The organism is Streptomyces sp. MGP-P1 (assembly GCF_057766565.1).
Genome location: NZ_JBYMEM010000001.1, coordinates 1,287,881 through 1,314,610, shown reverse-complemented (window position 1 = coordinate 1,314,610; position 26,730 = coordinate 1,287,881). Strand labels below are relative to the sequence as shown.

Sequence of the window (26,730 nt, the reverse complement as noted above, 5' to 3'; positions counted from 1 at the left end):
ACTCTCCTGATCAGTCGTCATCAGCCGTGCAGCCCGCATTCGGTCTTGCCCCGTCCGGCCCAGCGGCCGGCCCGTGCGTCCTCGCCCTCCAGCACCCGGCGGGTGCAGGGCGCGCAGCCGACGGAGGCGTAACCGTCCATCAGCAGCGGGTTGGTGAGCACCCCGTGCTCGGCGACGTAGGCGTCCACGTCGTCCTGGGTCCACCGGGCGATGGGGGAGACCTTCACCTTGCGGCGCTTGGCGTCCCAGCCGACGACCGGGGTGTTCGCCCGGGTCGGGGACTCGTCGCGGCGCAGGCCCGTCGCCCACGCGGCGTACGCGGTCAGGCCGTCCTCCAACGGCTTGACCTTGCGCAGCGCGCAGCACAGGTCGGGGTCACGGTCGTGCAGCCTCTCGCCGTGCTCGGCGTCCTGTTCGGCCACGGTCCGCCGAGGGGTGAGCGTGATGACGTTGACGTCCATCACCGCGTCCACCGCGTCCCGGGTCCCGATGGTCTCCGGGAAGTGGTAGCCGGTGTCCAGGAAGACCACGTCCACGCCCGGCATCACCCGCGACGCCAGATGCGCGACCACGGCGTCCTCCATCGAGGAGGTGACGCAGAAGCGCGGCCCGAAGGTGTCGGTCGCCCACTTCAGGATCGTGGACGCGGAGGCGTCCTCCAGCTCCCGTCCGGCCTCCTCGGCCAGATCCCGGAGGTCCTCGTCGCTGAGTTGTCCGATCAGCAGAGCGTCCGTCATATCCCGTCTCCCTCACCGTCGTTGCGCCGAACGCCCCGGGTCAGCAGACCCAGGAACTTCAGCTGGAACGCACGGTTGCAGGAAGCGCATTCCCAGGCGCCGTGACCGGTCTCGTTGGGACGCAGGTCCTCGTCGCCGCAGTACGGGCAGTGGAACGGGGCGGCTCGCTCGCTCATGACAGCGACTCCGCACTGGCCCGGGCCGCCCAGGTCGCGAAGCGCTCGCCGTCCTCGCGCTCCTCCTGGAAGCGGCCGAGCACCCGCTCGACGTAGTCGGGCAGTTCGGCCGAGGTGACCTTCAGTCCGCGGACCTTGCGGCCGAACCCGGCCTCCAGGCCCAGCGCGCCGCCGAGGTGCACCTGGTAGCCCTCGACCTGGTTGCCGCTCTCGTCCAGCATCAACTGGCCCTTGAGGCCGATGTCCGCGACCTGGATGCGGGCGCAGGCGTTCGGGCAGCCGTTGATGTTGATGGTGATGGGGTGGTCGAACTCCGGGATGCGGCGTTCCAGTTCGTCGATGAGGGCGGCGCCGCGCGCCTTCGTCTCGACGATCGCCAGCTTGCAGAACTCGATGCCGGTGCAGGCCATCGTGCCGCGCCGGAACGGGGACGGGGTGACCTTGAGGTCGAGCGCCTCCAGCCCGGAGACCAGGGACTCCACCTGCTCCTCGGCCACGTCGAGCACGATCATCTTCTGCTCGGCGGTGGTCCGCACCCGGCCGGAGCCGTGCGCGTCGGCCAGCTCGGCGATCTTGGTGAGGGTGGATCCGTCGACCCGGCCGACCCGCGCGGCGAAGCCGACGTAGAAGCGGCCGTCCTTCTGCCGGTGCACCCCGAGGTGGTCGCGCCAGGTCTGGGCGGGCTCCTCGGGCGCGGGGCCGTCGATCAGCTCACGCTTCAGGTACTCGTCCTGGAGGACCTGGCGGAACTTCTCCGGGCCCCAGTCCGCGACCAGGAACTTCAGGCGGGCGCGGGTGCGCAGCCGCCGGTAGCCGTAGTCGCGGAAGATCGCGATGACCCCGCCGTACACGTCGGGCACCTCGTCGAGCGGCACCCAGGCGCCGAGCCGCACCCCGAGCTTCGGGTTGGTGGAGAGACCGCCGCCGACCCAGAGGTCGAAGCCGGGCCCGTGCTCCGGGTGGTTCACGCCGACGAAGGCGATGTCGTTGATCTCGTGTGCCACGTCCAGGTGCGGGGAGCCGGAGATCGCCGTCTTGAACTTGCGGGGCAGGTTGGAGAAGTCGGGGTTGCCGATGAACCGCCGCTGGATCTCGTCGATGGCGGGCGTGCCGTCGATGATCTCGTTCTCCGCGACGCCCGCCACGGGCGAGCCGAGGATGGTGCGGGGCGTGTCACCGCAGGCCTCGGTGGTGGACAGGCCCACCTCTTCGAGCCGCCGCCAGATCTCCGGCACGTCCTCGATGCGGATCCAGTGGTACTGCACGTTCTGCCGGTCGGTGAGGTCGGCGGTGCCCCGCGCGAACTCCTGGGAGATCTCCCCGATCACCCGCAGCTGCTGGGTGGTCAGCCGGCCGCCGTCGATGCGGACGCGCAGCATGAAGAACTCGTCGTCCAGCTCCTCCGGCTCCAGCACGGCCGTCTTGCCGCCGTCGATGCCGGGCTTGCGCTGGGTGTACAGCCCCCACCAGCGCATGCGTCCGCGCAGGTCGTTCGGGTCGATGGAGTCGAAGCCGCGCTTGGAGTAGATCGTCTCAATACGTGTCCGTACGTTGAGACCGTCGTCGTCCTTCTTGAACTGCTCGTTCCCGTTCAGGGGGGTGTGGTGGCCCACGGCCCACTGGCCCTCGCCGCGGTGGCGTCCGGCCTTGCGGCGGGGCGTGGTGGTCGCAGGCTGTTCCGGGGTAGCGGCCATGACAATACGTCCTTCGGGACTGCGGGAGGGCGGCTCTGAGCGGCACACTCGCGCTGAGGCGCGGCGGTGCGCAGGGCGGTTCAGAGGGCAGAGGGGGCGGCGGTGCTGGGACTCTCAGCTCGCCGGACAGATGGCGCTGGACATGCGGCAGAGGTCGACGTGGCGTCGACTCACCAAGGCGATTCCAGTTCCAGGCATGGCGGAAGCGTGTCACGCGCATCTCGGGGCAGTCCACCACTATCCGCTATGTGGACGGCTGAGTCTCGAAGCGTGGGACGATGTGGCGCTGGTCACGGAGTACGGCACCCGCAATGGCGACAAACCGCCCACCTGGCAGCCCTGAGGGCGGTGGAGCCACCGCTCCACCGCCCTCAGGGGTCGCGGGTGATCAGGAGGAGTACGCCCCGGGCCAAGGCCCCGGCGTCGCCACGTCCGGCTCCACCTCGGTCTTCGTGTCGAAGAGCCGGAAGCCGCGCCGGAGATAGTTGTCCATCGCGTGCGGGCCGTCCTTCGAGCAGGTGTGCAGCCACACCCGCTTCGTCGTCGGCCGCTCCGGCCAGCGCTCCGCGAGGTCCCAGGCGCGCGCCACCCCGTAACCGAGGAGGTGGCCGCCGATCCGCCGGCCCCGGAACGCCGGGATCAGCCCGAAGTACATGATCTCGACCACGCCGTCGTCCTGCGGGTCCAGCTCGACGTACCCGGCCGGCGTCCCGTTCTCGTACGCCACCCAGGTCTCGGCTCCCGGCCGCTGAAGAGCCTCCTGCCACTGGGCGTACGTCATCCCGAGCCGGTCGGTCCACTGGATGTCGCCGCCCACGGCGGAGTAGAGGAACCGGCTGAACTCCGGCAGCACCACCTCGGACCGGACGATGCGCAGATCGCCCTCCGGTACGGCGGCGGGCCGGAGATCGTCGGGCGAGGTCTGCTCCAGCGACCAGACGGTCACCTCGGTGGTCGGGGCTGCGGGCTGCGGGGTATCGCTCATGACGGCCAGAGAACCATGCCACCCCCCATCCCCGCACGGCGGCCCCGGCCCGGGAATGCCCCATCCCCGCACGGCGGCCCCCCGCCCGGAGATGCCCCACCCCCGCACGGCGGCCCCGGCCCGGGAATGCCCCACCCCCGCACGGCGGCCCCCCGCCCGGAGATGCCCCACCCCCGCACGGCGGGCCCCGGCCCCGGGAAAGCCCCACCCCCAACGGCGGCCCCCGCCCGGGAGCCCACGCCCCCGACGCCCCCCCGCACGGGTGGCCCCGCCCCGGAAGGCCACGCCCCCGTCGGCCGCCCCGCTCAGGCCGGCGGAGCCGCCCCGCGGGACTCCGTCACCACGGGCGCCCTGGAGTGCGGCAGCAGATCCGCGCGGTCCTCCGGGTGGATCACCTCCACCTCCACCCCGTCCCCGAAGCGGTACGGGCGGTGGGCCAGCACCTCCGCCAGCTGACGCCGCAGCCGGGAGATCTCGGCCCGGACCGTCACCGTCCGGGTCCCGTCCCCGAAGATGTCCCGCGCCAGCTCCGAGGCCGACCGCCCCTGCCGGTGCACCGCCAGCGCGTACAACAGCTCCGCGTGACGCGGCGAGAGCCGCTCGGTGCGGCTCCCCAGCGGCCCGGTCACCCGCACGACGAGCGCCCGGGGCCGGCTCAGGTCCAGCACCACCCGTCGCGGCGCCCCCTCCGTACAGCCGTCGTCGACCTGTACCAGCCAGCCGCCCGGCAGCGGCTCGACCCGGCACATACCGAGCGAGGGCAGCCACACCGGACCCGGCCCCAGCGACTTCGGCAACGGCAGCCGGTCCACCGGAGCCATCCCGGTCACCGCCGCCAGCCGCCCGTGCACGTCCACCGCCAGCGCCCGCCCGCCGATCCGGCACAGGATCGGCGCGGCCACCGCGCGCAGCCGCTCGATCTCCGCCAGGTGACGGGTGCGGATCTCACCCTCGGCGAGCCGGGCCACCGAGTCGACCAGGGCCAGCGTCGCCGGGTGGAACGTGGACGCCGGACCGCTGATGTCAACGATTCCGATCAGCCTGCCGTCGCGCGGATCCCGCACCGGGGCCGCCGCACAGGTCCAGCCGTGCAGGGCCCGGATGAAGTGCTCCGCCGAGTGGACCTGGACGGGGACCCGGGCGGCCAGCGCCGTCCCGATCGCGTTCGTCCCGGTCGCCGCCTCGGCCCAGTCCGCCCCTTCCTCCAGGCAGATGGCGTGAGCCCGGCGCAGCACCCCCGTATGGCCCTGCCGCCACAGCACCCGGCCCTCGGTGTCGGTCACCACCAGGATCTGCTGCGCGGCATCCGCTATCGAGGCCAGCCCCGACCGCAGCAACGGCATCAGCTCGCCGAGCGCCGTGCTGTGGCGCCGGTGCTCGATCTCGTCCGCCCGCAACAGCTCACTCTCCGGCGACTGGTCGGGGTCGACACCGCTGCGCACCACCCGGTCCCAGGAGGCGTCGATCTCCACCCGGGGCGCGACCTCGGACCGGGCCCCCGCCAGCCGCGCCTCCCGTGCCCGGTGGAGCGACCGGGTCGCCTGGCGGCCCGCCCCCTGGCCCGTCACTCGCGCCACCCCCGCAGAACCTTTCTCCGTCATGGTCCCCGTTCCCCCCGAACGCTTCCCCGCCCGGCACCACCCGCCGGTCACCTGGCCGAACCGCCGATCAGTCCACACAATCGTTGCAACCCTTTGCAACTCTGGTCAGTTCCCGCGGCCCCGTACGAGAGTGGCGGGAACGCTGTGCGCCGGGTCTGTCCCGGTCGCCCGGTGTCGCAGAAGCATGGAGGGTGGTGCCGTGTCGGCGCAGCACCACCCTCCGTCGCTTCTCCACCCTCCTTCGCTTCCCCGCCCTCCTTCGCTGCGCGCCGTCCGGCCGGGCCCGTGTCACCACCGACGCCAGGTCCGGACCGCGCGGCAGCGTCCCGAACACCGAGCCCCGGCCCAGGCATCGGCGGCGAACAGAACCACTGGTGACGGGTGAGCGGATACGCGCCCTGGGCCCGCGGCCCGGCCGAGCTCGCCGAGTGCCTCCAGCGCCACGGGCCGGACCCCGGGCGCGACCTGCCGTCCAACGGCCCCGGACAGGGCCCGGTCCACGGCGAGGACGTCATGGCCGACCAGCGGGGGAACCTGATCGGTCACGGTGCGGGGGGCGGCTGCCATGCCGATACGGTAAGGAGGTGCAGGCAGCAGATGAAACACCCGAGCGGCCACCGGGTCGGCTCCACCGGGCGCGAGTGCTCTACCGCAACGTCTCCAAACGACGGATGGCGTGGCACTTGCTCAAGGACACCGTCAACTCGTGCATCGAGTACCGCATTCTGGGACTCGCGGCCGAGGCGGCGTTCTTCACCCTGCTCTCGCTGCCCCCGCTGCTGCTCGGCATGATCGGACTGCTCGGTTACGTCGACGAGTGGACCACGACCACCACCGTCGCCTCCATCGAGCGCAACATCCTCTCCGCCGCCCAGACGGTGCTGTCCGAGCGCGGGGTCAACGACTTCGCCAAACCGCTGCTCGCCGACGTCACGACCGGGGCCCGCCCCGACATCATCTCCATCGGCTTCGCCATCGCCCTGTGGTCCGGCTCCCGCGCGGTGAACGTCTTCATCGACACCATCACCGTCATGTACGGACTCGACGGCCACCGCGGCATCGTCAAGACCCGGTTGCTCGCCTTCCTGCTGTACGTCGTCGCCCTGCTGATCGGCGCTGTGGTGCTGCCGCTGCTGGTCGTCGGCCCGGACCGGGTGGTCGAGCTGGTTCCGTGGGGCACCGAGGTCATAGCCGTCCTGTACTGGCCGCTCGTGATACTGCTGGGCGTCGCCTTCCTCACGACGCTGTACCACGTGTCCGTGCCGGTGCGTTCGCCCTGGATCGAGGACGTCCCCGGGGCCCTGATGGCGCTCGGCATGTGGGTCCTTGGCAGCTTCCTGCTCCGGATCTACCTGACCAACACGGTCGAAGGCCCCACCATCTACGGCTCCTTGGCGGCGCCGATCGCCGTCCTGCTCTGGATCGGCATCTCCGCCTTCGCGGTCCTGGTCGGCGCCGCGGTCAACGCGGCCATCGACCGGGTGTGGCCCTCGCTCGCTACGGCCGCCGCCCGCGAGGCCACCGAACGCGTCCGGGCCGCGCAGGCCGCCGAGTTCGTCGCCCGTACCCGCTCGGCCGCCTATGCCGGAGCGGACGACGATGACGAGGACGACGGCCCCGCGTACATGCCCTCCGAGTTCCCCGAACGCTGGTCCCGCTTCCTGCCGCCCGACGACGTGAAGTCCCGGCTGCACGCGACCTGGGAGAAGGACCCCAGGGACGCGAAGGAGAGCAGGGAGTCCAAGGAGCCCACGTCGTCGGAGGATCCATCCTCCGACCGGCCGCGTTAGGCCCCGTCGTCGAACTCCCGTCGTCGAACTCCCGTCGTCGCCCGGAGGGCGGCCCTGAGGGGTCGGGCGGGACAGCCCTTAGCGTGGAAGCATGCCCCGGGAACACCAGCGCGACCAGCAACACCAGCGCGACCAACAACGGCAGCACTACCAGGAACGGCCGTCCCGGCTGGCCGGGGCCGTCGTCTGGACCCTGGACGTCCCGCCCGGACCGCCGGGCCCCGACCGGTCCGTCCTTCCCGACGGCTGCATGGACCTGATCTGGTCCGCCGGCCGCCTGGTCGTCGCCGGACCCGACACCCACGCCTTCCGGGTCGACCCCCGCGACCGCGCCTCCTGCGCCGCGATCCGCTTCCCGCCCGGAGCCGCCCCCGTCCTCCTCGGCGTACCGGCCGACGAACTGCGCGACCACCGGGTCGAGCTCGCCGACCTCTGGCCCCGTGCCGCCGTCAGCGGGCTCGTCGACCGGATCGACCGGGCCGCCGACCCCGCGGCCGCCCTGGAGGAGTACGCCCTGGGCCTGGCCGCCGAGACCGGCCCCCCGGACCCGCTCACGGCGGCGGTCGCCGACCGGCTGCGGCGCGGGGGCTCCGTCGCGGCGACGGCCGCCGAGGTCGGCCTGGGGGCCCGCCAACTGCACCGCCGCTCCCTGGCAGCCTTCGGCTACGGGCCCAAGACCCTGGCCCGGATCCTCCGCCTCCAGCGCGCCCTGTCCCTCGTCCGCGCCGGCCTGCCGTACGCCGAGGCGGCCCCAGCGGCAGGCTGCGTCGACCAGGCGCACCTGTCCCGCGAGATGCGCGCCCTCGCCGGGACGACGCTCGGGGCCTACTTCTCGGCGCGTGACGCGGAAGCGAACAGCGACACCCCGCAGCCGTCCGGGTCCAGGACGACCGCGTAGCGCTGCCCCCACACCGCGTCCCAGGGTTTCAAATGCCCGGTGTACCCGGCGTCGACCAGCTCCGCGTACACCGAGTCCACCTCCCGCGGGCTGTCGCAGACGAAGGCCAGGGCGACCCGCTCACCGCCCGCCGGGCGCTTCCAGTCCGGATCGAACGAGGCGATGACCTCCTCCGTGTCCCACAGCAGCCGCTGCCCGCCAGGCAGGGCCACCTCGACATGCGGGGCGGACTCGGCCCCTTCGGGGATGTCGAGGCCGAGCCTGCGGTAGAAGGCGAGCGAGGCCGCCAGGTCCGCCGTGATGATGCTGATCGCGTCAAGTCGTGGAGTCATGCCCCGACCGTACGGACGCGGCGCCCCGACGGTCTTGTACGAATCGGTCGCCCGCGCCGGGACCTCACCCCAGGCAGTCGGCCGGCGAGGTCCCGGGGTCGGTCACGGCCAGGCCCAGGGCGGCCCGCTCGGTGAGCCACCGCGTCGGCCGGTGGCGCGGGTCGCCCGTCGTCGCGTGCAGCGACCGCTGGAGCTCCAGCAGCCTCGCCGCCCCGACCCGCTCGCCCCAGGCCAGCGGCCCGTACGGATATCCGAGCCCCGTGGTCACCGCCAGATCGATGTCACCGGGCGCGGCGAGTGAGCGCTCCGCGATCGAGCAGCCGACCGCGACGACGGAGGACAGCAGCCGCTGCGCGACCGTGCCCGCCGTGTCCCGCACCACCGACACCGCGTACGGGTCGTCGCCCTCGGCGGCCCGCGCCAGCACCGCCCGAGCGTCCCGGGCGGCCAGCGGGTCGCCGGCCGCCGTCACCGCGAGGACCCGCCGCCGCCCCGCCGGGGGCAGCACCTCCACCCCGAACGTACGCTCCCGGGGCCACCCGCCCGCCGCGACCGCCGCCGACACCGGCGTCCCCCATACGGGCACCAGCACCACGGCCCGCGCGGACGGTCCCGTGCCCCGCTCGACCCGGACCCCCGCCGCCTCCAGGGACCCGGCCAGGGCCTCCTCGTAGGCGGCGGTCTCCGGCCGACCGCCCGGGACCAGGAAAACCGGGCGCTCCGCGTCCCCGGTGACCGCGCTCTCCGGCGCGGAGCCGGACTCCCCCTCGCCGTACGCGTACCAGCCCCGGCCCGTCTTACGGCCGTGCAGCCCCGCCACCACCCGGTTCGGGGTCAGGAAGGACGGGCGCAGCCGGTCCTCGTACCGGAAGCCCTCCCAGATCGAGTCGATCACCGCGGCCGTCACGTCGAGACCGGTCAGGTCCATCAGCTCGAAGGGGCCCATGCGCAGCCCCAGCACATCCCGGGCGATCCGGTCGATCTCCGCCGGGTCCGCCACCGACTCCTCCAGCAGCGCGAGGGCCTCGGTCACCAACCCCCGCCCGGCGTGGTTGACCAGGAAGCCGGGGGTGTCGGCGACGGTCACCGCACGGTGCCCGCAGCCCTCCACCAGCTCGGTCAGCAGGGCCGGGATCTCCGGCCGGGTGGCCGCGCCCGGCACCACCTCGACGATCCTCATCAGCGGCACCGGGTTGAAGAAGTGCAGCCCGGCCAGGCGCGAGGGGTCCTGGAGCGTCGCGGCGATCCGGGTCACCGACAGGGAGGAGGTGTTGGTCGCGAAGACGGCGGAGGCGGGCAGCGCCCGCTCCAGCTTCCCGAACACCTCGGCCTTGGTCGCCAGGTCCTCCCGTACGGCCTCGATCACCAGCTCCACCTCCGGGCCCGCCGCCCAGGGCTCGACGAGCGGCACCAGCCGGGCCACGGCCGCGTCCCGCCCGGCGGCCGGCATCCGGCCCTTGGCGACGGCCCGGTCCAACATCGAGGCGACGAAGTCCAGGGCATCCGTCACCGCTTCGGGCCGTACGTCCCCGAGCTCGACGGTGTGACCGGCGCCGGCCGCCCACTGGGCGATGCCGCGGCCCATGGCCCCGGCTCCGACGATCCTGATACGCATGGCGGTGGGAGCCCTTTCGGCGGAGACAGAGACGGTTCTCAACGGAGGCAGAGAGAGACAGAGACAGAGACAGAGACGATTCTCTACGGGAGCCAGAGGCAGTTCTTAGAGGGGGACGGACAGAGGTGGTTCGCCGACGGGGACACAGGCGGTTCGTCCACGGGAACGGACGCGGTCCTCAGCGGAGGTAGACGCGGTCGGGGTCGACATCGTCCCGCAGGAGCCGCAGCGCGGCGGTTCTCCTCATCGTCCGCATACGCGGACCCCACGGTGTCAGCACCCATTGATGGCTGTCCAATACCGAATTAGGGTCGGATCAAGACCCAGGGCATATCAATGGAGCGAGGGGGTGTCCCCATGGAACTGCGCCACCTGAAGGCCTTCCTCGCCGTGGCCGAGGAGCTGCACTTCGGCCGGGCCGCCCAACGCCTCCAGATGGCACAGCCGCCCCTGAGCCAGCAGATCCGGCAGCTGGAGAAGGAACTCGGCGTCCAGTTGTTCCGCCGCAACACGCGCTCCGTCCGGCTCACCGGCGCGGGGGAGACCTTCCTCGACCCCGTACGGACCGTCCTCGACGATCTCGACACCGCCGTCCGGGCCGCCCGCTCGGCGGGCCGGGGCGAGTACGGCCGAGTGACCATCGGCTTCGCCGGAGCCTCCAGCCACGAGACGCTGCCTCGCCTCACCCGCGCCGTGCGCGCCGCGCACCCCGGCCTCGAACTGGTCATGACCGGTCAGACGTACGCCAACGTCGCGCTGGACCGGGTCGCCGACGGCTCCCTCGACCTGGGCTTCGTCCGGCTGCCGGTGACCCGGCCCGGAGTGGAGCACCGGGTGATCGACGAGGAGGAGCTGCTGTGCGCCCTGCCGTTCGACCACCCGCTCGCCCGGCACGCGGCGGTGTCGCTCGGCGCGCTGGCGGACGAACCGTTCGTCTCCTTCCCCGCCAACTCCGGCTCCACCGTGCGCGACGCCATGACCGAGGCCTGCGAGAGCGCCGGGTTCACCCCGCGCGTCGTCCAGGAGGCTCCCGACTCGTACACGATCATGGCGCTCGTCGCCGCCGGGGTCGGCGTCACCCTCACGGTCACCTCCGTACGCCACATCCAGCAGAGCGGACTGGTCTACCGGCCCCTCACCGGACCGCCCATCCGCCGCCAGGCGGCCCTCGCCTGGCGGGCCGACAACCCCTCCGCCGCCCTGCACGCCGTGCTCGCCGTCGCCCGGGGCGCCCTGCCGACCCCCGTACGCGGACCGTGCGCAGGACCGATTGAGACGCCTGGCCTCTGAAAAGGGGGGATATCCGGTATTGGACCCGCCAAGTCCCCGGATGCGAAGGTCACCCCACCGCTCACCGCCGCCGCCCACCACCGCTCACCGCTCCCACCACCCGCGCCGCGCCCGTCACCCTGATCGCCCTGAAGGAAAGGCCCCGCCGTGCCGCTCGACGTCGTCATCTGCGAACCTCTGCGCACCCCCATCGGCCGGTTCGGCGGGGCCTTCGCCCAGCAGACCCCCGCCGCGCTGGCCGCACAGGTCATCGCGGAGATCGTCGCCCGCACCGGCATCGACCCCACCCGGGTCGACGAGGTGATCCTCGGCCACGCCTACCCCACCAGCGAGGCCCCCGCCATCGGTCGGGTCGCCGCCCTGGACGCCGGACTGCCCACCACGGTCACCGGCTCCCAGATCGACCGCCGCTGCGGCTCCGGACTCCAGGCGGTGCTGGACGCGGCGATGCAGATCCGGGCCGGATTCAGCGACGTGGTGATCGCGGGCGGCGTCGACGTGATGAGCGCCGCCCCCTACTACACCCACGACGGACGCTGGGGCATCAAGGGCCCCGGCCTCCAGCTCCACGACGCGCTCGCCCGGGGCCGCGTCACCGCCGGGGGCGTCAACCACCCGGTCCCCGGCGGCATGATCGAGACGGCGGAGAACCTGCGCCGGGAGTACGGGATCAGCCGGGCCGACCAGGACGCCCTGGCCCTGCGCTCCCAGCAGCGCGTCGCCCGCGCCGCGGCCGAGGGCCGTTACGACGCGGAGACCGTCCCCGTCACCGTGCGCACCCGGAAGGGCGAACACGTCGTCACCGCCGACGAGCACCCCCGGCCCGAGACCACCGCGGAACAACTCGCGGCGCTCCGGCCGGTGATGGCGAAGTCCGACCCGGACGCCACGGTCACCGCGGGCAACGCCAGCGGCCAGAACGACGCGGCCGCCGCCTGCCTGGTCACCAGCGCCACGACCGCCGAACGCCTCGGCCTCACCCCGCTCGTCCGCCTCGTCTCCTTCGCCCGCGCCGGGGTGCCCGCCGCGACGATGGGCATCGCCCCCGTCGCCGCCACCCGCACCGCGCTCGACCGGGCGGGCCTCTCCCTCGCCGACCTCGACCTGATCGAGCTGAACGAGGCTTTCGCCGCCCAGGTGCTGGCCTGCACCAGGGAGTTGGGCCTCGGCGAGAAGGACCACGACGAGCGGATCAACGTCAACGGCTCGGGCATCTCGCTGGGCCACCCGGTCGGCGCCACCGGAGCCCGCATCCTCGCCACCCTCACCCGCGAACTCCACCGCCGCGAGGGCCGGTACGGACTGGAGACGATGTGCATCGGCGGCGGCCAGGGCCTCGCCGCGGTCTTCGAACGCATCGCGGAGTGACGGACAGGAACTCCCATGAGCGCCAGCGATCCGGTTCCCGTGATCTTCGAAGCCGACCTCACGTTCCGGGTGCGGAGAAATGGTCGGGAACTGCTGGACAGGCCTCAGGTGCGCTGCGCGCGATCACCGCCGAACGGCGACCGGGGGAGAGCGCCTCGGGTCCCGATCCGGACGGGCCGCGCGACGTTCTGCGGAGCCTTCGTCCGTAGCCCGCATCCGTCGGCGTGACTGCCGCAGGCGCAGGCGCAGACGCAGACGCAAAGGTCCGGCCGGACAGTCCCCGCTGTCCGGCCGGACCTCGTTCTCCCGCAGGAGGTCTATCAGTCCCGCGCGCTGCGGGTACGGCGCATCAGCACCGCACCGCCGAGCAGCAGCGCGGCGCTCGCGCCGGCGGCCAGGCCCAGGTCGGCGGCACCGGTGTCGGCCAGGTGCGCGCCCGGGGCGTCGGAACCGGGCGTACCGGACCCGGGCGTGCCCGAGCCGGGGGTGTCGGTACCGGGCGTGTCGGTCGGCGGCTCGTCGACGGGCGGCTGGTCCACCGGCGGCTCGTCGACGGGGGGCTCGTCGACCGGCGGCTCGTCCACGGGGGGTTCATCGACCGGCGGCTCGTCGACCGGCGGTTCGTCCACGGGGGGCTCGTCGACCGGCGGTTCGTCGACCGGCGGCTCATCCACCGGCGGCTCATCGACCGGGGGCTCATCGACCGGGGGCTCGTCCACCGGCGGCTTGTCCACCGGGGGCTTGTCCACCGGGGGCTTGTCCACCGGCGGGTGGTTGTGCTTCGGACCGTCGGCGTTCACGCACTTGTTGCCGAAGGCGGGGTTCAGCAGAGCGATCACATTGACGGTGTTCCCGCACACGTTGACCGGGACGTGCACCGGCACCTGCACCGCGTTGCCCGAACCGACCCCCGGCGAACCGACGGCCGCGCCCTCGGCCGACGCGTCGGCGTGTGCGGTGCCGCCGACCGCCGCCAGGAGACCGGATGCGGCCGCCATGACGATAATGCTTTTGTTCAAGACCTGTCGCATTACTTGCCCTTCCTTAGGACATTCGCGAGGACTTCGCGTGGGTGCTTCGCGCGGGGGGACGGGCAGCCGTCGGGAGGAGCCGCGGCACGGCCGGACCCCGCGGCGAAGCCATGGTGAAAGTGATGAAGACGTGCGCGCTGGACGACTGCCATAACGACTCGGGTTCTGGTGGGAAACTCGGATGTGCGTGGAAATTGTGTAATCACCTGAACGGGTGGTGCCGTCGAACCCTGAGTATCCCGGTTCACGGAGGGAGAGAAACGATTCGCCGTCACCTGCGCGGTTTGCCGCGAGTGTTGACGGCAGAGAAGCGCCCTCTCCCTTACAGGCCACGGCCTCGGAGTCGCTCGCCCTCGCTCGCCCGTTCGGGCGAGGGGTGCCGGAGGGGTGGGCGCAATTCCTTCACGAACAGGAGGTCGTACGAACAGAGGTGGGGGCGGCTCCCGTGTCCGGCAATCGGGTGAATGGGCGGAACCTAACGCCGGGCGGCGAGTTGACCAGGGTGCTCCGCTACGGGGCGATCGGTACGAGAAGGGTTAATCGTGATCAAGAAGGTTCTGGCTACGGGCGCTGTCGCCGCCTCCATCCTCGGTCTCGGCACGACGCAGGCCATGGCCATCGCCAACGACGGCGGCACCACCACGGTCAACGGCAACGGCGCCTCGCAGGCGTACGGCAACTCCGAGACCCACGGTGACTGGAGCCCGCAGTTCGCGCTCATCCAGGGCTCGCTCAACAAGCCCTGCATCGCCCTGCCGGCCAAGGCGAACCTCGGTTCGCTCATCGGCATCGTGCCGATCACGGTCCAGGACATCAACGTCCTGTCCTCCCCGCAGAACCAGCAGTGCACCGAGAACTCCACCCAGGCCAAGGGTGACGAGGCTCTGTCGCACATCCTGGAGGACATCCCGATCCTCTCCGGCAACGGCGCCGGCAACAACTGATCCGCAGCCGCCCTACTCGGGCCCGAGTCCTCGGAGTTCCTCCACCGAGCGGCTCGGGCCCGTCGCCGTTCCGGGACGCGCGCACGGGTTTCCCCGCCCGCGTTCGTCGCCGCGGTCCCGCGGGCGTTGCGGCATTCGGGAGGATATTCGGGAATCCGCCCGTCGAACAGTTCCCCTCGGGTGCCGAGGCCGTTGTCGCGCACACCCCGGGCGTGCTGTCCGGCAACGTCCTCCAGGCCCCGATCCATATTCCGGTCAACGTCTGCGGCAACACCATCAACGTGATCGGTGCGCCGAACCCGGCGTTCGGCGACACCTGCATCAACAAGTGACCCCCTGACCGGCCGGGCCCCGTGCCCGTAACCGGTGGGCCCCGGGCGGTGGATGCCGTCCGGGGCTTTTTCGCGGCCCTTGGGAGGCCGGAAACGCGGAAGGCGCCGGAGAAAGTCGTCGCCCCGCAGTTTCCCGAATGCGGCCGGGTCGTTGATCAGGGAGAAAGCGGCAGAAGTCACAGGTAAAGAAAGCTTGTGTGCGGCACGGGAACGTGACCGAAACAGATGCCGCGCAGAAGGGAACCAGAAAAGTGAAGTACGCGAAGACCGCCGCCCTCGTTGCCGGTTCCGTGGCTGCCCTCGGAGCGGCCGCCCCCGCCTTCGCCGCTACTACGCCCACGGCCCCCAACTTCAGCCTCGACAGCGGCCTCAACCAGGTGATGGCCAGTGCCCCGCAGGTCGTGGACCCGGTGGTGGGCACGGTCGCCGAGACCGCCGAGGCGGTCTCGAAGGACGGCACGGTCGGCAAGCTGGCGGGCCAGGCAACCGGGGTGGCCGAGGGTGCCACTCCGCTGCTGGGCGGAGTTCCCCTCGGCGGCTGACCGCCGCAGCACACCCTTTCCACCTGGTTCTTTCACCGATCCGCATCACTCCCTCAGAAGGGCTCCTTCATGTTCAAGAAGATCATGGCCTCGGCCGCCGTCGCCGCCTCGATCGTCGGTGTCTCCGCCGCTGCCGCCGCACCTGCCATGGCGATCGCCAACGACGGTGGCACCACCACGGTCAACGGCAACGGCGCCTCGCAGGCGTACGGCAACTCCGAGACCCACGGTGACTGGAGCCCGCAGTTCGCGCTCATCCAGGGCTCGCTCAACAAGCCCTGCATCGCCCTGCCGGCCAAGGCGAACCTCGGTTCGCTCATCGGCGTCGTGCCGATCTCGCTCCAGGACATCAACGTCCTGTCCTCCCCGCAGAACCAGCAGTGCACCGAGAACTCCACCCAGGCCAAGGGTGACGAGGCTCTGTCGCACCTGCTGAACGACATCCCGATCCTCTCCGGCAACGGCGCCGGCAACAACTGAGACCGGGTAGACCGGGTCCGCTCCGGCCGACCCGCGTGGGGCCAGTCCATCCGTACGGCGATCGTTCCTTCGCCGCATCGGACGGACTGGCCCTTCGTCGTGTGTCAACGCCTCCGGCCGGGTTGTCCGGTTGGGCCGGATGCCGCAGCGTCGGCTGACGATCCGGTCCGGGCCGGGTAGGGCCTCCGTATGGATCCGTACGACAGTCAGACCCCCCAGGGCGGAGAGCGGTCGCCCGCGTCGGGCGGCACACCGATCTACGACCGGCTCGTCGCCGAGTGGCAGGCGGCCGGAGGCGTTCGCCCCCTGCCGGAACCGCACCGGGACCAGGCGCCCCGGTGCGGCGGTTTCGTGCCGGCGGCGCGCACCTCGAACGAGGTTCCCGGACCCGGGGCCCCCGGAGGGTGAGCCCCCGAGCACCGGGGAGCGGCGTCGACCTTGCGCCGGAACGAACCCATTTGAGTGGTGCTGCGCAACCGATCCGGGGTGGTGGCAGTTGATCAGTACGTTCCACAACGGGACGCTCCGAAAGGTGAAGTTGATGAAGAAGATGATGGCCGGCGCTGCAGTGGCCGTGTCCCTGCTCGGTCTGTCCGCAGTCGCGGCTCCCACGGCCATGGCGATCGGCAACGACGGTGGCACCACCACGGTCAACGGCAACGGTGCCGAGTCGGAGATCGGCAACGCCGAGACGGAGGGCAACTGGAGCCCGCAGAACCAGCTCGTCCAGGGCACCCTGAACAAGCTCTGCGTCGGCCTGCCCCTCAAGGCCAACGTCGGTTCGCTCATCGGCATCGTGCCGATCACGGTCCAGGACATCAACGTCCTGTCCAACCCGCAGAACCAGCAGTGCACCGACAACTCCACCCAGGCCAAGGGCGACGAGCCGCTGTCGCACATCCTGGACGACATCCCGGTCCTCTCGGGCAACGGCGTCGGCAACAACTGACGCACCACAGCCTGAGGTGTTGAGTGCGGGCGGTCCGGAGATCACACTCCGGGCCGCCCGTCCTCGTTCCGCGACAACGGCCCCGTCGAGCGCCGCCGGTCGCGCACCGCACGGGTGAGGCCCACCACTCCACGGGGGGTGGTGGGCCTCGTCGTGTGTCCGGGGCGGCGGAAGGGCTCCTCAGCCCAGGGAGCGGACCGGGAGCAGGCAGTGGGCGGCGGTGCGGACGACCTCCACGTCGGTGGCGAAGGCCCGCAGCCGGTCCTCGCTGACCGGCTGCCCGGGCACGGCGTCCGGCCAGGGGCTGGTGGCGAACATCCCGTACACCTGGCCCTGTGCCTGCGCGGCGGCCAGCCACTCCTCGGGGGCCGGGTACTGCGCCGAGAGGTGAGGAAGCGTCAGGACGGCCTGCCCCGCCTGGACGAGGAGCTTCGCCTGGATGGCCGGGGTCTCGCCCGCGTCCTGGATCGGGCCGCCGACGCGGAGGCCCGCGCGCTCCAGCATGGCGCGCATGGCCTCGCGGCCGACCACCGGACCGTCCTGCCCGTCGCCCAGCGAATAGGCGAGGAGGAAGGCGGTGTCCTGGTCGGCGTCGGGCTGCCGGCCGCTCCAGCCGATCAGGATCTGCGTGCCCAACTGGGCTTGGTTGAACGTGCTGGTGGAGGCCTGGGGTGTGGTCATGCTCGGCACCCTAACGGCCCCGGACCAGGCTCTATGCATGCGTATCACCCGATCGGGGGAGATCTGCGTCCAACTCCGGCGAACACCCCGGTCCGGGCCGTCTTCATCGGAGGTGCGCGGAAAAGCTGTTGACGCCTCTCCGGGGGGCCCGGCTAGTCTGGCCACTGTTCCGGGCGTCGCCATGACGTCCGCGGCACGGAAACGGAAAGAACCAGGAGGTGAGGACATTGATGACTGTCGTTGCGATGGGCACTGCCCACAACCGGAAGAGCATCGTCCTCATCCCCGTGGCCACCGGCTGACCGACTTCCCTCATTCCCGCGCCCAGCGCGCGTGCCGGGGCCACCCTGTGAAGGGTTTCCCTTGTCTTTCTCGTTCCTCACCGCTCCTTCCTCCTCGCACCCGCTGACTCCGTACGGCTGGGACGAGGACTGGGCGGCAGCTTTCTCCGCCTACGCCGAGCAGGGGCTCGTGCCGGGACGCGTCGTGCGCGTGGACCGCGGTCAGTGCGACGTGATCACCGCCGACGGCCCCGTCCGCGCCGACACCGCGTTCGTCGTGCCCCGTGACCCGATGCGGATCGTCTGCACCGGCGACTGGGTGGCGCTCGACGCCGGCGGCGATCCGCGCTTCGTCCGTACGCTGCTGCCCCGCCGCACCGCCTTCGTCCGCTCCACCTCCTCCCAGCGGTCCGATGGGCAGGTGCTCGCCACCAACGTCGACCACATCGCCATCTGCGTCTCGCTCGCCGTCGAGCTGGACCTCGGCCGACTGGAGCGCTTCCTCGCGCTCGCCCTCTCCAGCTCCAGCGGCGCCGCCCTGCTCGGCGACGGCCGGGGCGCGGGCCAGGGCCCCGAACCGATCGTGCTGCTCACCAAGGCGGACCTGGTGCCCGACGCGGTCACGCTCTCCCACCTCGTCGGGGACGTCGAGGCCATCGCCCCCGGCGTCCAGGTGCTGCCGGTCAGCTCCACCACGGGCGAGGGGCTCGACGTCTTCGGCGCCGTCGTCTCCGGCGGTACGAGCGTGCTCCTCGGCATCTCCGGCGCGGGCAAGTCGACCCTCGCCAACACCCTGCTCGGCCAGGACGTCATGGACGTACAGGCCGCCCGGGACGTCGACGGCAAGGGCCGGCACACCACGACGACCCGTAACCTGCTCGTCCTGCCGCACGGGGGCGTCCTCATCGACACCCCCGGGCTCCGCGGAGTGGGCCTGTACGACGCGGGGACCGGGGTCGGCGAGGTGTTCTCCGAGATCGAGGAGCTGGCCACCCGATGCCGGTTCCACGACTGCGCCCACCAGGCCGAACCGGGGTGCGCCGTCCTCGGCGCGCTGGCGGACGGGATCCTGCCCGAGCGGCGGCTCGACAGCTACCGCAAACTGATCCGCGAGAACCAGCGGATCGTCGCCAAGACCGACGCCCGGGTGCGCTCCGAGATCCTGCGGGACTGGAAGCGCAAGGGCGCGGAGGGGCGCGCGGCCGTGCAGGCCAAGCGCGGCCGGGTGCGGTAGCCCGGAGCGGCCGGTTCGTCGTCCGAAAACCGCGAGTGCGGCGGTCCCGGCTGCCGCACACTGGACGGTGTGATGGACGAACGGACCAGGTACGAGGCGGTCAGCAGCCGCGACGCGCGGTTCGACGGCGCGTTCTTCTTCGCCGTCGTGACCACCGGCATCTACTGCCGGCCGAGCTGCCCCGCCGTCACGCCCAAACGCACCAACGTGCGCTTCTATCCGACCGCGGCGGCGGCCCAGGCCGGCGGCTTCCGGGCCTGCCGCCGCTGCCGGCCGGACGCCGTGCCCGGCTCCGCCGACTGGAACGTCCGCGCGGACGTCGTCGGCCGCGCCATGCGCCTCATCGGCGACGGCGTGGTGGACCGCGAGGGCGTCCCCGGACTCGCCGGGCGGCTCGGCTACAGCGCCCGCCAGGTCCAGCGCCAGCTCAACGCCGAGCTGGGCGCGGGACCCGTCGCGCTCGCCCGCGCCCAGCGCTCCCACACCGCCCGGGTGCTCCTCCAGACCACCGGGCTGCCGGTCACCGAGATCGCCTTCGCCGCGGGGTTCGCCAGCGTCCGGCAGTTCAACGACACCGTCCGGCAGATCTACGCCCGCACGCCGAGCGCCCTGCGCGCCGAGGCGGGTACGGGGCTCGGCGGCGGACGCCGCGAGGGGGCCAGGGCCGGGATCCCGCTGCGGCTCGCCCACCGGGGCCCGTACGCCACCGCCGCCCTGTTCGACCTGCTGGCCGCCGGCGTGGTCGCCCGGGTCGAGGAGGTGACGGGCCCGCCCTGCCGCCGCGTCTACCGGCGCACCCTGCGACTGCCGTACGGGGCCGGGCTCGTCGCGGTCGACGAGGCCTCGCCCGGCGGCCCCTGGCTGGAGGCCCGGATCCAGCTCACCGACCTCCGCGACCTGACCACCGCCGTCCAGCGGGTGCGCCGCCTGTTCGACCTGGACGCCGACCCGTACGCCGTGGACGAGGCGCTGGCCGCCGACCCCCGGCTCGCCCCGCTGGTCGCCGCCCGCCCCGGGCTGCGGTCGCCGGGCGCGGCCGACCCGGAGGAGGCCGCGGTGCGGACCCTGGTGGGGCGCGAGGCCGCCGGGGAGCTGGTCGAGCGGTACGGGAAGGCGCTGGACGTGCCGTGCGGCGGGCTCACCCACGTGTTCCCGGAGCCGGACGCGCTCGCCGGCAGCGCCGAGGACCCGGCCCTCGCGGCCCTCGCCGCCGCGCTCGCCGACGGCGGGCTGCGGCTGGACGCCGGGGCCGACCGCGACGAGGCGGAACGGGCGCTGCTGACGCTGCCCGGGATCGACCGCCGCACCGCAGCCCTGATCCGGATGCGGGCGCTCGGCGACCCCGACGTGGACCCGTACGGAACGCCGGGCGCGGAGCGGTGGCGGCCCTGGCGCTCCTACGCGGTACGTCATCTGGAGGCGGCGGGGGCGGCGGTCCCCGGCTGACCGGGGCCCCGGGGTGCTCCGGTCAGCCCCAGAGCACCGCGCCCAGCCAGGCGCCCGCCACCAGCAGACAGCAGAACAGCTCCACCAGCACCGCGTAGCCCGTCGCCCGCATGACCGAGCGCACCGACGCCCAGCCCGCGCCGCGGCTCCCCAGCCGCAGCCGCTCAGCGCCGAAGATGGCCCCCACGTACCCGAGGACCCCGCCGACCACGGGCACGACGAAGAAGCCCACGATCCCAGCGACCCCGCCGATCATCAAGGTCCGGCGAGGCGCCCCGGACTCACCCGGGCGGCGCGGTGGCAGCAGCGGTTTGAGGGCCTGGTTCAGCAGCATCAGCGCCGTCGCGCCGATCAGGACGCCCCAGGCGGCCGGCGTCATGTCCGTCAGCGCCCACCACAGCACCGCCGCCCAGACGATCGCCTGACCCGGCACGCCCGGCACCAGCACCCCGACCAGACCCAGCAGCATGACCAGGCCCACGGCGACGAGCTGCCACACACTCATCTGACCAGCCTGCCGGAGAGTGCCCCGCTCCGCCCGTCAGCGCACCCCCGCCCACCCGCGTCGACCTGCGCCGACGCCGTCTCAGGCCGACTCGCTACGGGCCACCCAGCCACGTTCGTACGCGTGCCAGCCCAGCTGGAGCCGCGTCGAGACCCCGGTGAGCTCCATCAGGCCCTTGACGCGGCGCTGCACGGTCCGCAGCCCCAGATCCAGCTGCTTGGCCACGCTGGCGTCCGTGAGACCCGCCAACAGCAACGACAGGATCTCCAGATCCGTCGGATCCGGCCCGACCCCGTCCTCGCGCACCCCGCCGCCCTCGCCCAGCCGCAGCGGCATCGCCTCCCGCCACACCGCCTCGAAGAGGCCCATCAGCGACTCCAGCAGACCGCTGGCGTGCACGACCAGAGCGGCGGGCTCCGCGCCCCGAGCGGTCAGCGGGACCATCGCGAGGCTTCCGTCGGCCACCACCAGCTTCGTCGGCACCCGGTCCACCACCCGGCACTGCTCGTCCCGGCTCAGCGCCGCCGACAGCTCCAGGATTCCGAACGGCGTCGACAGCACCTCACGCTCGACCACCACCCGGTAGCTGACCCCGCGCGACGTCGCCCGCTCCTCGGACTCGTTCTCCATCCCGGTCACCGCGATCGGTTTGCCCGTCACCAGGGCGCACACCTCCGACACCGCTCCCAGCTGCAACTGGTGGAAGCGCTGGGCGACGGCGCTCGCGCCCGTCACCACCTCCACCAGGTCGTGCACCGCCGGTTCGCTCGCCTCGGCCCGGTACTCCTCGGCGAGCAGCGCTGACGCCAGCTCCGCCTGCTCCAGCTCGTGCCGCTGCTGGATCAGCAGCGCGCCGAGCGCCACGCCGGGCGGCGCCGCCACCCAGCGGCCAGGCCGGGCCGAGGACTGCGCGGCCAGGCCCTGCTGCTCCAGCCGCCGCAGCACCCGTTCGGTGTCCGCCTCGGGCAGCGCCAGCCGGTGCGCGAGATCGGCGAGCTCCGCGGCTCCCGCCGCGACGAGCGCGCGGTACGCGGTTTCCTGTCTCTCGTCGAGACCTATGGCCCCCAGCATTCTCCGACCTCCCCGGGTGTGGTGATCGCGCATCGAGGCGCCCCTGCGACGGGTCCCGGGTGGCGGGTAGAGGCCACGGCGTAAACCCGCCGCCCACATCATCCCCCGTACCTCCGGCCCCTCTGCCACGGTGGTGCCACCGCAGCACCAACAACCTCCGGAATGCGACCTCTTGGGCTGCTTCGTTCATGATTGACCCGGGAAGAGCGATGCGCCCGATATCGCGTACGGCACTCGGGGCGGCGACCGCCGCGGCCGGAACTGGGCGACGCGAACAGTGACTTCGTGCTCCAGACCGTCAACGACGCGTACGCCGTGCGCTGAAGAGGTGGGCAGCCCGGCCGGCCCCTTCATGCGCCACATTTTCCCGATGTCCCGTTCTCGGGCCGTCTTCGCGGTGAACAATATGGGCATGAGTCAGCAGGGGGAGAAGCCCGCCGCCCACGAGGACGACTGGTGGCGCAAGCTGTACGACGAGACCGCGCACGACACCGGTCCCGGCCGTGCGGCCGACAGCCTCGACGACCGCTTCGACTCCGTGTCGGACACGGTGAGCAGCCCGGTGGGCGACCACCGGGACACCCAGGGCGAGACTGTCCGGGACCCGTACGGCGACGCGTACGAGGACCCCTACGCCGACCGCAACGAGGAGCAGGACAGGGACCGTTACGAGGATCCCCACGCGGACGCGTACCGGCCGCCGCCCGGACGGAGCCGGCCCGTGGTGGCGCAGCGGGAGCCGTTGCCGGGCTGCGTCCCGGATCCCGTCCCGGACCCCGTCCCGGATCTTGAAGCGGCTCCGGAGCTCATGCCCGACCCCCGGTCGGCCTGGGACGCGTATGCGCAGTGCGACCGGCAGCCGGAGCGGGCCGCTGATGCCGAACCGGAGCGGGATCCGGCTCCGGAAACGGTTCCGAATCCGGCTCCGGCTCCGGAACCGAACCCTGTGCCGCCGCTGATGCGGAATCCGGTGCCGGTGCCGGAATCGGCCGCTCCCGCCGGGCCCGAGCCGGTCGCCCCCCGCACCACCGTCTTTCCCGCCCCCTGGGAGGCGCCCGCCGGGCAGCCGGGGCCCCGGACGTTCGCCGCGCCGCGCGTGCCGGAGGCGCCCGGGCCCGCCCTCGCGCCCGACCCCAGCGCCCTGCACGCACGTCCGCCGGATCCCGCCGACGACGAGGCGACCGACGGCCGGCCGTCGGTCGGCCACCTCGGGGACCGGCCGCCCACCTACGACGCCGAGCCCGCCGCACTGCCGTCCGCCACCTCGGAGAATCTGGACGGCCTCGCCCCCGACACCGTCCTGGACGGCGCGCGGTACGGGACGTACACCCTGCGCACCGCCTCCGTACGCGGTGACTCCGCCCGCTTCCGGGGAGAGCCCCGGCGCGACGGGCTGCTCACCGCCCGCTTCGGGGCGGCCGAGAGCGCCCTCGTCCTCGTCGCCGTGGCCGGCGGCAACCGGGCCGGCGCAGCGGCGCACCTCGCAGCGGCCGACGCCTGCCGCTGGATCGGCGGTGCCGTCGCCCGCAGCCACCTCCGGCTCTCCGAGGACATAAGAGCGGGCCGCCGGGGCGACCTGAGGGCCGGACTGCACCGGCTCACCGACCGTACGTACGGCAAGCTGCGCGCCCGCGCCGCCGAACTCGGCATCGCGCCGGACGCGTACACCGCGAGCCTCCGGTGCCTCCTGCTGTCCGCCGACCCCGACTGTCGCACCCGGGTCTTCTTCGGCGTCGGCGGCGGCGGCCTCTTCCGCCTCCGCGACGGACTCTGGCAGGACCTGGAGCCCTTCGTCCCGGAGGGCGGCGGCCCGGGGGCGGGCGACGAGCAGGAGGAGGGCCCGGACGGGGACCGGCTGACCCTGGACCTCCAGATCGCCGCACCGCCGTCCCCGAACGCCGACGGCCCCGCGCGGCAGCCCGCCGAGCCCTTCCGCTTCCGGGCCTCCGTGGCGCGCCCCGGCGACACGCTGCTGCTGTGCAGCAACGGACTCGCCGAGCCGATGCGGGGCGAGCCGGCGCTCCCCGGCGAGCTCGCCGAGCGCTGGGGCAGCGCCGGACCGCCCGGACTGCCCGCCTTCCTCGCCGACACCCAGCTGCGGATCAAGGGGTACGCCGACGACCGCACCTGTGCCGCGGTCTGGGAGGCGTAACCGCGCACGCCGTGGGTTGATGGATCCCGGAGCCCGCCGCAACGGTGTTTCGGGCTCCGGAGTCCGGACAACCGAAGTGCACGGAGCACGGGCAAGGAAGGGTGCGCACCCATGGCCAAGCAGAACGTGGCGGAGCAGTTCGTCGACATCCTCGCCAGGGCAGGCGTCAAACGCCTGTACGGCGTCGTCGGCGACAGCCTGAATCCCGTCGTGGACGCCATCCGGCGTAACCCGGCCATCGACTGGATCCACGTCCGCCACGAGGAGACCGCCGCCTTCGCGGCCGGGGCGGAAGCGCAGGTCACCGGCGAGCTAGCGGCCTGCGCCGGCTCCTGCGGGCCGGGCAACCTGCACCTCATCAACGGCCTGTACGACGCGCACCGCTCGATGGCCCCGGTGCTGGCCCTCGCCTCGCACATCCCCTCCAGCGAGATCGGTCTCGGCTACTTCCAGGCAACCCATCCGGAGCTGCTGTTCCAGGAGTGCAGCCACTACAACGAGATGATCTCCAACCCGGAGCAGATGCCGAGGCTGCTCCAGACGGCGATCCAGCACGCCATCGGGCGCGGCGGCGTCAGCGTCGTCTCGATGCCGGGCGACATCGCCTCCAAGCCCGCCCCCGAGAAGAGCATCGAGCACGCCCTCGTCACCGCGCGGCCGACCGTACGGCCCGGCGACGACGAGATCGACAAGCTCTGCCGCATGGTCGACGAGGCCAAACGGGTGACGCTGTTCTGCGGCAGCGGCACGGCCGGGGCGCACGCCGAGGTCATGGAGTTCGCCGAGAAGATCAAGTCCCCGGTCGGGCACGCGCTGCGCGGCAAGGAGTGGATCCAGTACGACAACCCGTACGACGTCGGGATGAGCGGGCTGCTCGGCTACGGCGCCGCGTACGAGGCGACCAACGAGTGCGACCTTCTCGTCCTGCTCGGCACGGACTTCCCGTACAACGCCTTCCTCCCGGACGACGTGAAGATCGTCCAGGTCGATGTGCGCCCCGAGCACCTCGGCCGCCGCTCCAAGCTCGACCTCGCGGTCTGGGGCGATGTGCGCGAGACCCTGCGCTGCCTGACGCCCCGCGTGAAACCCAAGTCCGACCGCAAGTTCCTCGACCGGATGCTGAAGAAGCACGCGAACGCCCTGGAGGGCGTGGTCAAGGCCTACACCCGCAAGGTCGACAAGCACGTCCCGATCCACCCCGAGTACGTCGCCTCCGTGCTGGACGAGATGGCGGACGAGGACGCCGTGTTCACCGTCGACACCGGGATGAACAACGTGTGGGCCGCCCGCTATCTGACGCCGAACGGCAAGCGTCGGGTGATCGGTTCGTTCAGCCACGGCTCGATGGCCAACGCCCTGCCGCAGGCGATCGGCGCACAGTTCACCGACCGGAACCGGCAGGTCGTCGCGATGTCCGGCGACGGCGGATTCTCCATGCTGATGGGCGACTTCCTCACCCTGGTCCAGCACGACCTGCCGGTGAAGGTCGTCCTGTTCAACAACTCCTCGCTCGGCATGGTCGAGTTGGAGATGCTGGTGGCGGGCCTGCCGTCGTACGGGACGGACAACGCGAACACCGACTACGCCGCCATCGCGCGCGCGGCCGGCGCCTACGGCGTACGCGTGGAGAAGCCCAAGCAGTTGCAGGGCGCGCTCAAGGACGCCTTCAAGCACAAGGGCCCCGCGCTCGTCGACGTGGTCACCGACCCGAACGCGCTCTCCATCCCGCCGAAGATCAGCGCGGACATGGTCACCGGCTTCGCGCTCTCCGCGAGCAAGATCGTGCTGGACGGCGGAGTGGGCCGGATGCTCCAGATGGCCCGCTCCAACCTCCGTAACGTGCCCCGCCCTTGAGCCGGGCGGGGGGTCGGCCCGACCCCGTGGAACCGGGCGCGCATGGCAACTCAGGTGCATGCGCCGCACGCTGACCGGAGCTGCGCCCATGCGGTGATGGCGTGCGCGGGGGAGATGTTCCGTGCGCCCCTCGCCGCTCCTGACCGTTCACCTCTTGACGAGTCGCCAAGCGTGACCGTGTACGTACAGGGGCATGCATCCCGTGAGGCTGTTCGACGAGCGGCCGGATCAGAGGAGGTCGGTGCGCTGTGCGGGCGGGGGAGATGGCGAAGCGTCAGAGAAGGACCGCGGTCATAGAGGGGCGTGGCCCCCGGGGCCGGAGACCGGGCGAGGCGCCACCGCCGACCCGGATGCGCCGCAGGGTGGGCCACACCGAACGGTCGGCGGTGGGCGAAGTGCGCCGGGAGCTGAGGGAGTTCCTCCGGGACAGCTCCGACGAGGAGCGGACCGAGGCCGCGGAGCTGCTGGTGAGCGAGCTGGTGACCAACGCTCTCATCCACACCCGGCACGGGGCCGTGGTCACCGCCACGGCGACGCCGGCCCGACTGCGGGTGGAGGTCCAGGACTTCGCCTCGGAGGATCTGCCCGCGCCGTACGTACCGAACGCCGACGACGGTACGCACGGCAGGGGCCTGATCCTGGTCCGGAGCCTGGCCGACGCCTGGGGCGTGGAGGCACAGGCCCTGGGCAAGGTCGTCTGGTTCGAGCTGCACGGCAAAAGGCCCTGAGGAGCCCTCCGCCG

At 72.4% G+C, this 26,730-nt stretch carries 27 protein-coding genes; 15 read left to right on the top strand and 12 right to left on the bottom strand.

Annotated features, from left to right (window positions below):
- Positions 1-20: 20 nt before the first annotated feature.
- From AC3CH1_RS05880 to AC3CH1_RS05855, 6 genes are all read right to left on the bottom strand, one after another.
- Positions 21-737, bottom strand: a complete 717-nt coding sequence (locus AC3CH1_RS05880; RefSeq protein WP_488461881.1) for a phosphoadenylyl-sulfate reductase — start codon at positions 735-737, stop codon at positions 21-23.
- Positions 734-913, bottom strand: coding sequence for a hypothetical protein (locus tag AC3CH1_RS05875; RefSeq protein WP_488461880.1), 180 nt, complete (start codon positions 911-913; stop codon positions 734-736). The genes AC3CH1_RS05880 and AC3CH1_RS05875 overlap by 4 nt, the downstream gene beginning before the upstream one ends.
- Positions 910-2,607 (bottom strand): nitrite/sulfite reductase, encoded by a 1,698-nt coding sequence (locus AC3CH1_RS05870; protein ID WP_488461879.1) that lies wholly within the window; start codon positions 2,605-2,607, stop codon positions 910-912. Before AC3CH1_RS05870 ends, AC3CH1_RS05875 begins: the two co-directional genes overlap by 4 nt.
- Positions 2,608-2,721: 114 nt before the next feature.
- Positions 2,722-2,805, bottom strand: coding sequence for a putative leader peptide (locus AC3CH1_RS05865; RefSeq protein ID WP_310738857.1), 84 nt, complete (start codon positions 2,803-2,805; stop codon positions 2,722-2,724).
- Positions 2,806-2,995: 190 nt separating this feature from the next.
- Positions 2,996-3,592 carry a GNAT family N-acetyltransferase gene (locus AC3CH1_RS05860; protein WP_488461878.1) on the bottom strand — a complete coding sequence of 199 codons (597 nt, stop codon included), beginning with the start codon at positions 3,590-3,592 and terminating at the stop codon, positions 2,996-2,998.
- Positions 3,593-3,897: 305 nt separating this feature from the next.
- Positions 3,898-5,193, bottom strand: a complete 1,296-nt coding sequence (locus AC3CH1_RS05855) for a helix-turn-helix domain-containing protein (protein ID WP_488461877.1) — start codon at positions 5,191-5,193, stop codon at positions 3,898-3,900.
- Positions 5,194-5,834: 641 nt separating this feature from the next.
- Here AC3CH1_RS05855 and AC3CH1_RS05850 point away from each other — a divergent pair.
- Both AC3CH1_RS05850 and AC3CH1_RS05845 read left to right on the top strand, forming a co-directional pair.
- On the top strand, positions 5,835-6,983 hold the full coding sequence (locus tag AC3CH1_RS05850; protein WP_488462159.1) for a YihY/virulence factor BrkB family protein: 1,149 nt from the start codon (positions 5,835-5,837) through the stop codon (positions 6,981-6,983).
- A gap of 91 nt (positions 6,984-7,074) precedes the next feature.
- Positions 7,075-7,881, top strand: a complete 807-nt coding sequence (locus AC3CH1_RS05845) for a DUF6597 domain-containing transcriptional factor (RefSeq protein ID WP_488461876.1) — start codon at positions 7,075-7,077, stop codon at positions 7,879-7,881.
- Here the strand turns inward: AC3CH1_RS05845 and AC3CH1_RS05840 are convergent.
- Positions 7,809-8,213, bottom strand: coding sequence for a VOC family protein (locus AC3CH1_RS05840; RefSeq protein WP_488461875.1), 405 nt, complete (start codon positions 8,211-8,213; stop codon positions 7,809-7,811). The two genes, AC3CH1_RS05845 and AC3CH1_RS05840, sit on opposite strands and share 73 nt — an antisense overlap.
- 64 nt (positions 8,214-8,277) lie before the next feature.
- The gene (locus AC3CH1_RS05835; protein ID WP_488461874.1) at positions 8,278-9,828 is read right to left on the bottom strand and encodes a 3-hydroxyacyl-CoA dehydrogenase NAD-binding domain-containing protein; all 1,551 of its coding nucleotides are present in this window, start codon (positions 9,826-9,828) and stop codon (positions 8,278-8,280) included.
- Between the two features lie 357 nt (positions 9,829-10,185).
- Here AC3CH1_RS05835 and AC3CH1_RS05830 point away from each other — a divergent pair, with 357 nt between their 5' ends.
- Together AC3CH1_RS05830 and AC3CH1_RS05825 are read left to right on the top strand one after the other, a co-directional pair.
- The gene (locus AC3CH1_RS05830; protein WP_488461873.1) at positions 10,186-11,118 is read left to right on the top strand and encodes a LysR substrate-binding domain-containing protein; all 933 of its coding nucleotides are present in this window, start codon (positions 10,186-10,188) and stop codon (positions 11,116-11,118) included.
- 147 nt (positions 11,119-11,265) lie between these two features.
- Complete coding sequence (locus tag AC3CH1_RS05825; protein WP_488461872.1) at positions 11,266-12,486, top strand: acetyl-CoA C-acetyltransferase; 1,221 nt, start codon at positions 11,266-11,268, stop codon at positions 12,484-12,486.
- Positions 12,487-12,806: 320 nt separating this feature from the next.
- On the opposite strand, the gene AC3CH1_RS05820 is transcribed toward AC3CH1_RS05825, so the two are convergent.
- Positions 12,807-13,517 carry a chaplin gene (locus AC3CH1_RS05820; protein WP_488461871.1) on the bottom strand — a complete coding sequence of 237 codons (711 nt, stop codon included), beginning with the start codon at positions 13,515-13,517 and terminating at the stop codon, positions 12,807-12,809.
- A 542-nt stretch (positions 13,518-14,059) separates the two neighbouring features.
- Here AC3CH1_RS05820 and AC3CH1_RS05815 point away from each other — a divergent pair.
- From AC3CH1_RS05815 to AC3CH1_RS05790, 6 genes are all read left to right on the top strand, one after another.
- Positions 14,060-14,461 (top strand): rodlin, encoded by a 402-nt coding sequence (locus AC3CH1_RS05815; protein WP_361874722.1) that lies wholly within the window; start codon positions 14,060-14,062, stop codon positions 14,459-14,461.
- Between the two features lie 143 nt (positions 14,462-14,604).
- Complete coding sequence (locus tag AC3CH1_RS05810; RefSeq protein WP_488462158.1) at positions 14,605-14,793, top strand: chaplin; 189 nt, start codon at positions 14,605-14,607, stop codon at positions 14,791-14,793.
- Positions 14,794-15,044: 251 nt separating this feature from the next.
- Positions 15,045-15,335 (top strand): hypothetical protein, encoded by a 291-nt coding sequence (locus tag AC3CH1_RS05805; RefSeq protein WP_488461870.1) that lies wholly within the window; start codon positions 15,045-15,047, stop codon positions 15,333-15,335.
- Between the two features lie 69 nt (positions 15,336-15,404).
- Positions 15,405-15,815 carry a rodlin gene (locus AC3CH1_RS05800; protein WP_018956796.1) on the top strand — a complete coding sequence of 137 codons (411 nt, stop codon included), beginning with the start codon at positions 15,405-15,407 and terminating at the stop codon, positions 15,813-15,815.
- Between the two features lie 189 nt (positions 15,816-16,004).
- Positions 16,005-16,223, top strand: coding sequence for a hypothetical protein (locus AC3CH1_RS05795; protein WP_488461869.1), 219 nt, complete (start codon positions 16,005-16,007; stop codon positions 16,221-16,223).
- A gap of 133 nt (positions 16,224-16,356) precedes the next feature.
- Entirely contained in the window at positions 16,357-16,764 is a 408-nt protein-coding gene (locus tag AC3CH1_RS05790; protein ID WP_329161201.1) for a rodlin, read from the top strand.
- A 180-nt stretch (positions 16,765-16,944) separates the two neighbouring features.
- Here AC3CH1_RS05790 and AC3CH1_RS05785 read toward each other — a convergent pair whose 3' ends face one another.
- Positions 16,945-17,445, bottom strand: a complete 501-nt coding sequence (locus tag AC3CH1_RS05785) for a DUF5949 family protein (protein WP_488461868.1) — start codon at positions 17,443-17,445, stop codon at positions 16,945-16,947.
- 363 nt (positions 17,446-17,808) lie between these two features.
- Here AC3CH1_RS05785 and rsgA point away from each other — a divergent pair, with 363 nt between their 5' ends.
- Positions 17,809-18,960 carry a ribosome small subunit-dependent GTPase A gene (rsgA, locus tag AC3CH1_RS05780; RefSeq protein ID WP_488461867.1) on the top strand — a complete coding sequence of 384 codons (1,152 nt, stop codon included), beginning with the start codon at positions 17,809-17,811 and terminating at the stop codon, positions 18,958-18,960.
- A 72-nt stretch (positions 18,961-19,032) separates the two neighbouring features.
- Positions 19,033-20,406 (top strand): DNA-3-methyladenine glycosylase 2 family protein, encoded by a 1,374-nt coding sequence (locus tag AC3CH1_RS05775; RefSeq protein ID WP_488461866.1) that lies wholly within the window; start codon positions 19,033-19,035, stop codon positions 20,404-20,406.
- A 22-nt stretch (positions 20,407-20,428) separates the two neighbouring features.
- Here AC3CH1_RS05775 and AC3CH1_RS05770 read toward each other — a convergent pair whose 3' ends face one another.
- Both AC3CH1_RS05770 and AC3CH1_RS05765 read right to left on the bottom strand, forming a co-directional pair.
- A complete protein-coding gene (locus tag AC3CH1_RS05770; RefSeq protein ID WP_488461865.1) occupies positions 20,429-20,911 on the bottom strand; it encodes a DUF456 domain-containing protein in 483 nt (160 codons plus the stop codon).
- A gap of 81 nt (positions 20,912-20,992) precedes the next feature.
- Complete coding sequence (locus AC3CH1_RS05765; protein ID WP_488461864.1) at positions 20,993-21,982, bottom strand: helix-turn-helix domain-containing protein; 990 nt, start codon at positions 21,980-21,982, stop codon at positions 20,993-20,995.
- A 412-nt stretch (positions 21,983-22,394) separates the two neighbouring features.
- On the opposite strand from AC3CH1_RS05765, the gene AC3CH1_RS05760 reads away from it, so the two are divergent.
- The 3 genes from AC3CH1_RS05760 (at position 22,395) to AC3CH1_RS05750 (ending at position 26,716) form a co-directional block, all read left to right on the top strand.
- Entirely contained in the window at positions 22,395-24,134 is a 1,740-nt protein-coding gene (locus AC3CH1_RS05760) for a protein phosphatase 2C domain-containing protein (RefSeq protein WP_488461863.1), read from the top strand.
- A gap of 111 nt (positions 24,135-24,245) precedes the next feature.
- Positions 24,246-25,988 (top strand): pyruvate dehydrogenase, encoded by a 1,743-nt coding sequence (locus tag AC3CH1_RS05755; protein ID WP_488461862.1) that lies wholly within the window; start codon positions 24,246-24,248, stop codon positions 25,986-25,988.
- Positions 25,989-26,350: 362 nt separating this feature from the next.
- On the top strand, positions 26,351-26,716 hold the full coding sequence (locus AC3CH1_RS05750; protein WP_488462157.1) for an ATP-binding protein: 366 nt from the start codon (positions 26,351-26,353) through the stop codon (positions 26,714-26,716).
- Positions 26,717-26,730 lie beyond the last annotated feature (14 nt).